This window comes from Pectobacterium sp. S5 (assembly GCF_051707265.1).
GTDB lineage: Bacteria > Pseudomonadota > Gammaproteobacteria > Enterobacterales > Enterobacteriaceae > Pectobacterium > Pectobacterium polare.
Map to the genome: position 1 here is coordinate 212,314 of NZ_JAULSZ010000003.1, position 11,750 is coordinate 224,063.

Annotated in this window: 9 protein-coding genes; all 9 read left to right on the top strand. The window is 54.9% G+C overall.

Translation table 11 applies throughout. From position 1 onward, the window contains the following. Positions 1 to 15: 15 nt before the first annotated feature. The 9 genes from QWJ20_RS13420 (at position 16) to QWJ20_RS13460 (ending at position 11,749) form a co-directional block, all read left to right on the top strand. Complete coding sequence (locus QWJ20_RS13420; protein WP_095992905.1) at positions 16 to 1,779, top strand: peptidoglycan glycosyltransferase FtsI; 1,764 nt, start codon at positions 16 to 18, stop codon at positions 1,777 to 1,779. Beyond that, a complete protein-coding gene (gene murE / locus QWJ20_RS13425) occupies positions 1,766 to 3,253 on the top strand; it encodes a UDP-N-acetylmuramoyl-L-alanyl-D-glutamate--2,6-diaminopimelate ligase (protein WP_433992727.1) in 1,488 nt (495 codons plus the stop codon). The genes QWJ20_RS13420 and murE overlap by 14 nt, the downstream gene beginning before the upstream one ends. Continuing rightward, positions 3,250 to 4,611 carry a UDP-N-acetylmuramoyl-tripeptide--D-alanyl-D-alanine ligase gene (gene murF / locus QWJ20_RS13430; protein WP_433992728.1) on the top strand — a complete coding sequence of 454 codons (1,362 nt, stop codon included), beginning with the start codon at positions 3,250 to 3,252 and terminating at the stop codon, positions 4,609 to 4,611. Before murE ends, murF begins: the two co-directional genes overlap by 4 nt. Next, positions 4,605 to 5,687 (top strand): phospho-N-acetylmuramoyl-pentapeptide-transferase, encoded by a 1,083-nt coding sequence (gene mraY, locus QWJ20_RS13435; RefSeq protein ID WP_010298023.1) that lies wholly within the window; start codon positions 4,605 to 4,607, stop codon positions 5,685 to 5,687. The genes murF and mraY overlap by 7 nt, the downstream gene beginning before the upstream one ends. 3 nt (positions 5,688 to 5,690) lie before the next feature. Next, a complete protein-coding gene (murD, locus tag QWJ20_RS13440; RefSeq protein WP_433992729.1) occupies positions 5,691 to 7,007 on the top strand; it encodes a UDP-N-acetylmuramoyl-L-alanine--D-glutamate ligase in 1,317 nt (438 codons plus the stop codon). Then, positions 7,007 to 8,209: a cell division protein FtsW gene (gene ftsW / locus QWJ20_RS13445; protein WP_205555740.1), complete on the top strand. Its 1,203-nt coding sequence runs from the start codon at positions 7,007 to 7,009 to the stop codon at positions 8,207 to 8,209. The genes murD and ftsW overlap by 1 nt, the downstream gene beginning before the upstream one ends. Continuing rightward, a complete protein-coding gene (gene murG / locus QWJ20_RS13450; protein WP_433992730.1) occupies positions 8,206 to 9,297 on the top strand; it encodes an undecaprenyldiphospho-muramoylpentapeptide beta-N-acetylglucosaminyltransferase in 1,092 nt (363 codons plus the stop codon). Before ftsW ends, murG begins: the two co-directional genes overlap by 4 nt. A 62-nt stretch (positions 9,298 to 9,359) precedes the next feature. Further along, entirely contained in the window at positions 9,360 to 10,820 is a 1,461-nt protein-coding gene (murC, locus tag QWJ20_RS13455; protein ID WP_433992731.1) for a UDP-N-acetylmuramate--L-alanine ligase, read from the top strand. A gap of 8 nt (positions 10,821 to 10,828) precedes the next feature. Next, on the top strand, positions 10,829 to 11,749 hold the full coding sequence (locus QWJ20_RS13460; protein ID WP_095700610.1) for a D-alanine--D-alanine ligase: 921 nt from the start codon (positions 10,829 to 10,831) through the stop codon (positions 11,747 to 11,749). Position 11,750 lies beyond the last annotated feature (1 nt).

Consider the following 11,750-nt stretch of genomic DNA (forward strand, 5'->3'; position numbering starts at 1 on the left):
GGCAACCAGCTAAGCATGAAAGCAGCCCGTACAGGAAAGTTAAAGCGCCAGGAAGATCAAGCCAGCTTTGTTAGCTGGCGTTTTGCGTTGCTTTGCGGCTGTATCCTGCTTGCGATGGTTGGTTTGATGGCGCGTGCGGCTTATCTTCAGGTCATCAACCCAGACAAACTGGTGCGCGAAGGGGATATGCGTTCTCTGCGCGTACAGGAAGTGCCAACGGCACGCGGCATGATAAGCGATCGCGCTGGCCGTCCTTTGGCCGTCAGCGTGCCGGTAAATGCCGTCTGGGCTGATCCGAAAGAAGTGAACGATCGTGGTGGTATTACGTTGGATACGCGCTGGAAAGCACTGTCCGATGCGCTTGATATTCCGTTGGATCAGTTGGCAACCAAGATCAACGCTAACCCTAAAGGTCGCTTCGTTTATCTGGCTCGTCAGGTGAACCCAGCTATTGGTGAATATATCCATAAGCTGAAGCTGCCGGGCATTAATCTGCGGCAGGAATCTCGCCGGTATTATCCTTCTGGACAAGTGACCTCTCACCTCATTGGCTTCACCAATATCGATGGACAGGGTATTGAAGGCGTTGAGAAAAGTTTTGACCGCTGGCTGACCGGGCAACCCGGTGAACGAACCGTGCGTAAAGACCGGTTTGGCCGTGTGATTGAAGATATCTCCTCCGTTGACAGCCAGGCTGCACACAATCTGGCGCTCAGTATTGATGAGCGTTTGCAGGCGCTGGTTTACCGTGAACTCAATAACGCCGTTGCTTTTAACAAAGCTGAGTCAGGAACGGCCGTACTGGTCGATGTGAATACGGGCGAAGTGCTGGCAATGGCGAATAGCCCGTCTTATAACCCGAACAATTTGGCGGGTACGCCGCAAGACATTATGCGTAACCGCGCGATTACCGACATTTTCGAACCCGGCTCTACCGTTAAACCGATGGTGGTAATGACGGCGCTACAGCGCGGAGTCGTGAAAGAAAACAGTGTACTCAGCACCCTGCCGTATTACGTCAATGGCCATGAGATCAAAGACGTGGCGCGTTATAGCGAATTGACGCTGACGGGTGTGCTTCAGAAGTCGAGTAACGTTGGCGTGTCCAAGCTGGCGTTAGCGATGCCTTCCTCTGCGCTAGTAGATACTTACGCGCGCTTTGGATTAGGAAAAGCGACCAATTTGGGGTTGGTCGGAGAAAGCAGTGGCTTATACCCTCAAAAACAACGGTGGTCTGACATAGAGAGGGCCACCTTCTCTTTCGGCTACGGGCTAATGGTAACACCGTTACAGTTAGCGCGAGTCTACGCCACGATCGGCAGTTTTGGCATTTATCGTCCACTGTCGATTACCCGAGTTGATCCACCCGTTCCAGGTGAACGTGTTTTTCCTGAGGCGCTGGTGCGTTCCGTGGTGCACATGATGGAAAGCGTGGCGCTACCCGGCGGCGGCGGTACCAAGGCGGCCATCAAAGGTTACCGCATCGCGATTAAAACCGGTACGGCCAAGAAAGTTGGCCCAGATGGCAAATACATCAACAAATATATTGCCTACACGGCGGGTGTGGCACCAGCCAGTAACCCACGCTTTGCTCTGGTTGTTGTGATTAACGATCCGCAGGCAGGGAAGTACTACGGCGGCGCGGTTTCTGCGCCAATCTTTGGCGCCATCATGGGCGGCGTTTTGCGTACGATGAATATCGAACCGGATGCCTTGCCGACGGGCGACAAAAACGATTTTGTAATTAATAGAGAAGAGGGATCAGGTGGCAGATCGTAATTTGCGCGATTTACTTGCGCCGTGGGTGCAAGACACTCCGGCGTGCGCGCTGCGGGAAATGACATTAGACAGCCGCGTTGCGGCTGCCGGGGATCTGTTTGTCGCGATTGTCGGGCACAAAGCAGATGGACGGCGCTATATTCCGCAGGCAATTGCGCAAGGCGTAGCAGCGATTGTTGCCGAAGCAGAAGGTGAAGCCGCTGATGGCACCGTTCGCGAAATGCACGGTGTGCCAGTGGTGTATCTCAGCAATCTGAACCAGCGGCTTTCTGCGCTGGCAGGCCGTTTTTATCAGCAGCCTGCGGAAAAGTTACAGCTGATTGGCGTAACGGGAACCAACGGAAAAACGACGACGACTCAGCTTCTGGCACAGTGGAGCCAGGCATTAGGCGAAACGAGTGCGGTGATGGGCACGGTAGGCAATGGCCTATTGGGTCGGGCGATTCCGACAGAGAATACGACGGGGTCTGCTGTCGATGTTCAGCAGGTGTTGAGCCAGTTGGTAGAGCAAGGTGCGACGTTCGCCGCAATGGAAGTGTCCTCGCACGGTCTGGTGCAGCATCGTGTGGCTGCGTTGCCGTTCGCGGCGGCGGTGTTCACTAACCTGAGCCGCGATCATCTTGATTATCATGGCGATATGGAAAGCTACGAAGCGGCCAAATGGGCGCTGTTCGCCGAGCATAGCGTCGGGCAGATGATTATCAACGCTGATGATGAGGTTGGGCTGCGCTGGTTGGCGAAGCTGCCGGATGCGGTTGCTGTCACTATGGAGAACAATCTGGTCCCCGGCTGCCGTGGGCGCTGGCTGAAAGCGACACAGATTGATTATCACGACAATGGTGCCACGATCGCGTTTGATTCAAGCTGGGGGCATGGCGAAATTGAAAGCCGTCTGATGGGCGCGTTTAACGTCAGCAATATGCTGCTGGCGCTGGCAACGCTGCTGTCTCTCGGTTATCCGCTCGACAAATTGGTCATTGCGGGCTCTCATCTGCAACCCGTATGTGGCCGCATGGAGGTTTTCCATGCGGAAGCAAAACCAACGGTCGTTGTGGATTACGCCCACACGCCAGACGCGCTGGAAAAAGCGCTTGAAGCTGCTCGCTTGCACTGTCAGGGGAAACTCTGGTGTGTGTTTGGCTGTGGTGGCGATCGTGATAAAGGTAAGCGCCCACTTATGGGCGGTATCGCAGAACAACTGGCTGACCGCGTTGTGGTTACCGATGATAACCCGCGTAGCGAAGAGCCTCAGGCCATTGTTGTCGATATTCTCTCCGGATTGCTGGATGCCGGGCGCGTTCAGGTCATTCACGGGCGTGCTGAAGCGGTTACCAGCGCGATCATGCAGGCGCAGGAAAATGACGTGGTGCTGGTTGCGGGTAAAGGGCACGAAGATTACCAACTGGTGGGCAATCAGCGTCTTGATTATTCTGATCGCATCACCGTTGCCCGCCTGCTGGGGGTGATTGCATGATTCGCGTCTCCTTGCAGCAGCTCGCCACAGTGCTGAATGCGCAGCTGATTGGCGAAAATATTGATATTGAAGATGTTTCAACCGATACGCGTAAGTTGACGTCCGGCGGCTTGTTTGTCGCGCTGAAAGGCGAGAAATTCGATGCACACGATTACGCTGCTGATGCAGTGAAAGGCGGTGCGGCGGCTTTGTTAGTCAGTAAGCGCTTACATATCGATGTGCCGCAGCTGCTGGTGAGCGATACGCGTCTGGCGTTGGGCCAATTAGGTGCCTGGGTTCGTCAGCAATCAACGGCGCGTGTTGTCGCGTTGACAGGTTCTTCTGGTAAAACCTCAGTGAAAGAGATGACGGCGGCGATTCTGCGCCAGTGCGGCTCCGTGTTGTATACCGCCGGTAACTTCAACAACGATATCGGTGTGCCGCTAACGCTGCTGCGTCTGACGGCGGAACACCAGTTTGCGGTGATTGAGCTGGGGGCGAATCACATTGGTGAGATTGCCTATACCACCGATCTGGTGCGGCCGGAAAGCGCGTTGGTCAACAACCTAGCTGCTGCGCATCTTGAAGGTTTTGGTTCACTGGCCGGCGTGGCGCAGGCGAAAGGTGAGATTTTTTCTGGTTTGCCAGCAGACGGCGTAGCGATCGTGAATGCAGACAGCAACGATTTCCCGCACTGGCAGGTCATGCTGAATCATAAAACCGTCTGGCGTTTCTCACCGCAGGCTGCTTGCGATATCGATTTTTTTGCCAGCGACGTAGATGTTTTGGCGCAAGGCACGCGCTTCACGCTGCATACACCGTTTGGTGAAACGCAGGTTCTGCTGCCTTTACCGGGTCGTCATAACATCTCGAACGCACTGGCGGCGGCTTCACTGGCGATGTCCGTCGGCGCGACGCTGGAAGCCGTTAAAGCCGGATTATCTCAGCTTCAGGCGGTGCCGGGGCGGCTGTTTCCGGTTGCATTGTCTGAAGGCAAACTGCTGCTGGATGACAGCTACAACGCGAATGTCGGCTCAATGACGGCGGCGGCACAGGTGCTGGCGGAGATGCCGGGCTACCGCGTGATGGTCGTTGGTGATATGGGCGAACTGGGTGATGAAGCCCCTGAGTGCCATCGTCAAGTGGGCGAAGCGGCGCGTGTTGCAGGCATTGATCGCGTATTAAGTGTGGGAACATTGAGTGAATTGATCGGCACTGCCAGTGGCAATGGTGAGCATTTTCAGGATAAAGCCGCGCTGGTTTCACGTTTGAGGGTGCTGATGTCAGAACATAACGTCATCAGCGTATTGGTTAAAGGCTCACGCAGTGCTGCGATGGAGCAGGTTGTACATGCATTACAGGAGAATGCGCAATGTTAGTATGGCTGGCCGAACATTTGGCCAAACTTTATACCGGTTTTAACGTCTTTTCTTATTTGACGTTCCGCGCCATTGTCAGCCTGCTGACCGCATTGGTTATTTCCCTATGGATGGGACCGCATATGATCGCTTGGCTGCAGCGTTTGCAGATCGGGCAGGTTGTGCGTAACGAAGGGCCAGAATCGCATTTCAGTAAGCGCGGAACCCCGACGATGGGCGGCGTGATGATCCTGGTGGCGATTATCGTTTCCGTTTTGATGTGGGCAAATCTGTCTAACCCGTATGTCTGGTGCGTACTGCTGGTGTTAGCGGGCTATGGCGCGGTCGGCTTTGTCGATGATTACCGCAAAGTGGTCCGTAAGGATACCAAGGGGTTGATTGCCCGCTGGAAATATTTCTGGCAGTCGGTGATTGCGCTCGTGGTGGCTTTCACCATGTATTCCATCGGTAAAGATACGCCAGCCACGCAGCTGGTTGTGCCGTTTTTCAAAGACGTGATGCCGCAACTGGGCCTGCTCTATGTTGCGCTGGCCTACTTTGTGATTGTCGGCACCAGTAATGCGGTAAACCTGACCGATGGTCTGGATGGCTTGGCAATCATGCCGACCGTGTTTGTTGCCGCTGGCTTTGCGCTGGTGGCATGGGCAACGGGGAACATGAATTTTGCTGGTTATCTGCACATTCCGTATATCCGTCATGCCAGTGAACTGGTGATCGTCTGCACCGCGATTGTGGGCGCAGGGCTTGGGTTCTTGTGGTTTAACACCTATCCGGCGCAGGTCTTCATGGGTGACGTAGGGTCGCTGGCGCTGGGCGGCGCGCTGGGGACTATCGCGGTCCTGCTGCGTCAGGAGTTTTTGTTAGTGATTATGGGCGGTGTCTTCGTAGTCGAAACGCTGTCGGTGATTTTGCAAGTCGGGTCCTTTAAGTTGCGCGGGCAGCGGATTTTCCGCATGGCACCGATTCATCATCATTATGAACTTAAGGGCTGGCCGGAACCGCGCGTGATTGTGCGCTTCTGGATTATTTCGTTGATGCTGGTGCTGATTGGCCTAGCAACGCTGAAGGTACGGTAAGACATGGTGGACTATCAGGGTAAAAAAGTCGTCATTATCGGGTTGGGTCTGACCGGGCTCTCCTGTGTTGATTTCTTTCTCGCGCGCGATGTCGTACCGCGCGTGGTGGATACCCGTATCAGTCCGCCAGGTCTGGATAAGCTGCCGGAGCAGGTAGAACGACACCTCGGTAGCTTGAATGAAGACTGGCTGATGAGCGCAGATTTGATCGTCGCCAGTCCTGGCGTTGCGTTGGCAACGCCGATTCTGTGTGACGCTGCCGACGCTGGCATTGAGATCGTTGGCGATATCGAACTGTTCTGCCGTGAAGCGCAAGCCCCGATTGTGGCGATTACCGGTTCTAACGGTAAAAGCACGGTGACGACTCTGGTCGGTGAAATGGCGCGTGCCGCAGGCTGGCAGGTGGGAGTGGGTGGCAACATCGGCCTACCTGCACTGCAACTGCTTGAACAGCCTGCTCAGCTTTATGTGCTGGAGCTGTCGAGTTTCCAATTGGAAACGACGAGTAGCCTGCACGCCGCTGCGGCAACCATTCTGAACGTGACGGAAGATCACACCAACCGTTATCCGTTTGGTCTACAGCAGTATCGCGCGGCGAAATTGCGTATTTATGAACACGCAGATTTGTGTGTTGTGAATGCTGACGATGCACTGACCATGCCGGTTCGCGGTGCGGATGCGCGCTGTCGTAGTTTTGGCGTCGATGTTGGTGATTACCATCTTAACCGCCAACAGGGAGAAACCTGGCTGCGGGTGGACGGCGAACGTGTGCTCAATACCCGTGAAATCAAGCTGGTCGGGCAGCACAACTATACGAACGCATTGGCAGCGCTGGCGCTGGCTGATGCAGTGAAGATTCCACGTGCGTCTGCGCTGACGGCGTTGACGTCATTTACCGGGCTGCCTCATCGCTTTCAAATGGTTTTTGAGCGTAACAGCGTACGGTGGATCAATGACTCTAAAGCCACCAATGTGGGCAGCACCGAGGCGGCATTGAGCGGTTTGGCGGTGGAAGGCACGCTGCACCTGCTGTTAGGCGGTGACGGTAAATCTGCTGATTTCTCGCCGCTGGTACCGTATTTGCAGGGCGAACATATTCATGTGTATTGCTTCGGTCAGGATGGGCAACAGCTGGCTGCGTTGCGTCCAGACATTGCCGAGCAGACAGAAACGATGGAACAGGCGATGCGTATCATCGCCGAACGCGTAAAGCCGGGCGATATGGTGTTGCTGTCACCAGCTTGCGCAAGCCTGGATCAGTTCCGCAGTTTTGAACAGCGAGGCGATGAATTCGCTCGTCTGGCGGAGGAGTTAGGCTGATGCGGTTCTTCGGGCTGGCGTTTATCGAGCGCATCAAGAGCTGGGTGATGGGAACGCGCGAAAGCGATACGCTCAGCATTGTTCTGTATGACAGAACATTGGTGTGGTTGACGCTTGGGCTGGCCGTGATTGGTTTTGTGATGGTGACGTCGGCTTCCATGCCTGTTGGGCAGCGTCTTGCTAGCGATCCGTTCTTGTTCGCGAAGCGTGATGCGGTTTATCTGGGGTTAGCGTTTGGCTTGTCGTTAATCACGCTGCGTGTCCCGATGGAGATATGGCAACGTTACAGCCCGGTGCTGCTACTGCTCTCCATGGTCATGCTGCTGGTGGTGCTCGCAGTAGGAAGCTCGGTCAACGGTGCATCACGCTGGATTTCGCTGGGGCCATTGCGTATTCAGCCTGCGGAATTATCCAAGCTGGCGCTGTTTTGCTATCTGTCCAGCTACATGGTGCGCAAAGTTGAAGAAGTGCGGAATAACTTCTGGGGCTTTTGCAAACCAATGGGCGTGATGGTGGTGTTGGCGGTGCTGCTGCTGGCGCAGCCTGACCTCGGTACCGTGGTTGTACTGTTTATTACGACGCTGGCGATGCTGTTTCTGGCTGGCGCCAAGATGTGGCAGTTTCTGGCGATCATCGGCTGTGGCGTGTTTGCCGTTGGCCTGCTGATTGTCGCTGAGCCTTACCGTATGCGCCGTGTGACGTCTTTTTGGAATCCATGGGACGATCCGTTTGGCAGCGGCTACCAGTTAACGCAGTCCTTGATGGCATTTGGGCGCGGTGAATTCTGGGGGCAAGGGCTGGGGAATTCAGTACAGAAACTGGAATATTTGCCGGAAGCACATACCGATTTCATTTTCTCTATTTTAGGTGAAGAACTCGGCTATATCGGTGTGGTTTTAGCGTTGTTAATGATATTCTTCGTCGCTTTTCGTGCGATGTCTATCGGGAAGCGGGCGCTTGAGATCGATCAGCGTTTTTCGGGCTTTCTGGCATGTTCTATCGGTGTCTGGTTCAGCTTTCAGACGCTGGTGAACGTAGGCGCGGCGGCGGGGATGCTACCGACGAAAGGGCTGACGTTGCCGCTGATCAGTTACGGCGGTTCCAGTTTGATCATTATGTCGACGGCAATTGTTTTGCTGTTACGCATTGATTTTGAAACGCGTCTGACGAAAGCGCAGGCGTTTACGAGAGGTGCCCGATGAGTGGCGAAGGCAAGCGTTTGATGGTGATGGCTGGCGGTACGGGCGGGCATGTCTTCCCCGGGCTGGCGGTTGCGCACCACCTGATGGCGCAGGGCTGGCAGGTTCGCTGGTTAGGCACAGCGGATCGTATGGAAGCCGATTTGGTGCCTAAGCATGGTATCGAAATTGATTTTATCCGCATCTCTGGCTTGCGTGGTAAAGGCATTTTGGCGCAGTTAAGCGCGCCGATTCGTATTTTTCAGGCAGTGCGTCAGGCTCGCGCGATTATGCGCCGTTACCAGCCTGATGTGGTGTTGGGTATGGGCGGTTATGTTTCTGGCCCCGGTGGCTTGGCTGCCTGGCTGTGTGGCATTCCGGTCGTACTGCATGAGCAAAATGGCATTGCAGGGCTGACCAACCGCTGGTTATCCCATATCGCCAAAAAGGTATTGCAGGCATTTCCGGGCGCATTTCCTAAAGCGGATGTTGTGGGGAACCCGGTCAGAACCGATGTGCTTGCATTGCCTGCGCCGGAAACTCGATTAGCCGATCGCTCAGGCCCTGTGAGGGTGCTGGTTGTTGGTGGTAGTCAGGGCGCAAGAGTGCTGAATCAAACGCTACCCGGCGTGGCGGCACAGTTGCGCGATCGCGTGACGATTTGGCATCAGGTCGGTAAAGGCGCGTTATCAACCGTTCAACAGGCCTATCAGGATGTTGGGCAGACGCAGCACAAGATTACCGAATTTATTGATGACATGGCGGCAGCTTACGCCTGGGCGGATGTTGTTGTGTGCCGTTCTGGCGCATTGACCGTCAGTGAAATTGCGGCGGCTGGGTTACCGGCGCTGTTTGTCCCGTTCCAGCATAAAGATCGGCAGCAATACTGGAATGCGCTGCCGTTGGAAAAGGCAGGCGCAGCCAAAATTATTGAGCAGCCACAGTTCAACGTGGCGGCTGTTAGCGAGGTGCTGTCCAGTTGGGATCGCGCAACCTTGCTGACAATGGCGCAAAAAGCCCGCGCAGTAGCCATTCCAGATGCAACCGAGCGGGTTGCGGCGGAAGTCAGTGCAGCGGCAGGCAGTCGGGCCACACATGTGGCTCATGGTTAATTAATACAACGTTGTCGAACATAAGGCTGTGCGACGACGCTACAAGGTAGCGATAGAATAAAGTGAATACTCAACAACTGGCGAAACTACGTTCAATCGTGCCCGAGATGCATCGCGTCCGGCACATACACTTTGTCGGCATCGGCGGTGCTGGCATGGGTGGTATCGCCGAAGTGTTGGCTAACGAAGGTTATGAAATTAGCGGTTCCGATCTGGCTCCGAATGCTGTGACGCAGCAGTTGACCGAACTTGGCGCGCAGATTTATTTCCACCACCGTGCGGAGAACGTTCTGAACGCCAGCGTGGTGGTGGTATCGAGCGCGATTACGGCGGATAACCCTGAGATTGTCGCTGCACATGACGCACGTATTCCGGTGATCCGTCGTGCCGAAATGTTGGCGGAGCTGATGCGTTTTCGTCACGGTATTGCGATCGCAGGTACGCACGGTAAGACGACGACAACGGCGATGGTCTCCAGTATTTACGCGGAAGCGGGACTGGATCCGACGTTTGTGAACGGTGGATTAGTGAAGGCGGCGGGAACGCATGCGCGTTTGGGCTCAAGCCGTTACTTGATTGCAGAAGCAGATGAAAGCGATGCGTCTTTCCTGCACTTGCAGCCGATGGTGGCGATTGTGACCAACATTGAAGCCGACCATATGGACACCTATCAGGGCGATTTTGAGAACCTGAAGCAGACGTTCATCAATTTCCTGCACAACCTGCCGTTTTACGGGCAAGCGGTGATGTGTATTGATGATGCGGTAATCCGTGAGCTGCTGCCACGCGTGGGTCGTCATATCACCACGTATGGTTTTAGTGACGATGCCGATGTACGTGTCGCTGGGTATCGCCAGACTGGCGCACAAGGGCACTTTACGCTTGAGCGGAAAGACAAGCCGTTGCTAAACATCATGCTGAATGCACCGGGGCGTCACAATGCGCTCAACGCGGCGGCGGCGGTTGCCGTAGCAACGGATGAAGGTATTGATGACGAAGCGATTCTACGTGCCCTTGAGCGTTTTCAGGGTACAGGCCGTCGCTTTGATTTTCTCGGTGAGTACCCGCTTGAGCTGGTAAATGGGCAAAGCGGTACGGCGATGTTGGTGGATGATTATGGCCATCACCCGACGGAAGTCGATGCCACGATTAAAGCCGCCCGTGCCGGGTGGCCGGATAAGCGGTTGGTCATGATTTTTCAGCCGCATCGCTATACGCGAACCCGCGATTTGTATGACGATTTCGCGCACGTGTTATCACAGGTTGACGTGTTGCTGATGCTGGAAGTGTATTCCGCCGGAGAGTCGCCGATTCCAGGCGCGGACAGCCGTTCGCTGTGCCGTACGATTCGCGGAAGAGGTAAGATTGATCCGATTCTGGTGACGGATGTGGATACTTTACCGGAACTGTTGTCACAGGCGCTGCGAGGTGAAGACCTGATTTTGGTTCAGGGTGCCGGCAACATCGGTAAATTGGCGCGTAAACTGGCTGATTCCAGATTACAGCCGCAGATGAGTGAATGAGGAACATCATGACTGAGAAAGTTGCTGTATTGCTTGGTGGAACCTCTGCCGAACGTGAAGTGTCGTTACTTTCCGGTCAGGCGGTTTTGGCTGGCCTGAAAGAAGCGGGCATCAATGCGCATGCAGTTGATACTCGCGACTTCCCCGTGACAAAGTTGAAGGAAGAAGGCTTTACCAACGTTTTCATCGCGTTGCATGGACGTGGTGGTGAAGATGGCACATTGCAGGGCGTTCTGGAATTCCTGGGGCTGCCTTATACCGGTAGCGGCGTCATGGCATCCGCACTGACGATGGATAAACTCCGCACCAAACAGGTGTGGCAAACGGTGGGATTGCCAGTATCGCCATACGTGGCACTGGATCGTCGCCAATACTCAGAAACGGCGGCAAATGCGTTGCTGGCGAAGTTCGCCCATCTCGGGCTGCCGTTGATCGTCAAGCCAAGCCGTGAAGGTTCCAGCGTCGGCATGAGCAAAGTGAATACGCTTAGCGAACTGCCTGCGGCACTGGAAGAAGCATTTCGTCACGATGATGATGTTCTGGTCGAGAAATGGCTGACTGGCCCAGAGTATACGGTTGCTATTCTGGGTGATGAGGTCTTGCCTTCTATTCGTATTCAGCCTGCGGGTACGTTTTACGATTATGAAGCGAAGTATTTGTCGGATGATACACAGTATTTCTGTCCGAGTGGTTTGTCGGACGAGCAAGAGCAGACGTTAGCTGGACTGGCAATGGCAGCGTATCGTGCGGTGGATTGCAGCGGATGGGGACGCGTCGATTTTATGCTGGATAGCGACGGCGCTTTCTATCTGCTTGAGGTGAATACGTCTCCGGGGATGACGAGCCACAGCCTGGTTCCTATGGCGGCGCGCCAACGTGGGCTGACTTTCTCACAACTGGTCGTGAAAATTTTAGGGCTCGCTGGCTGAT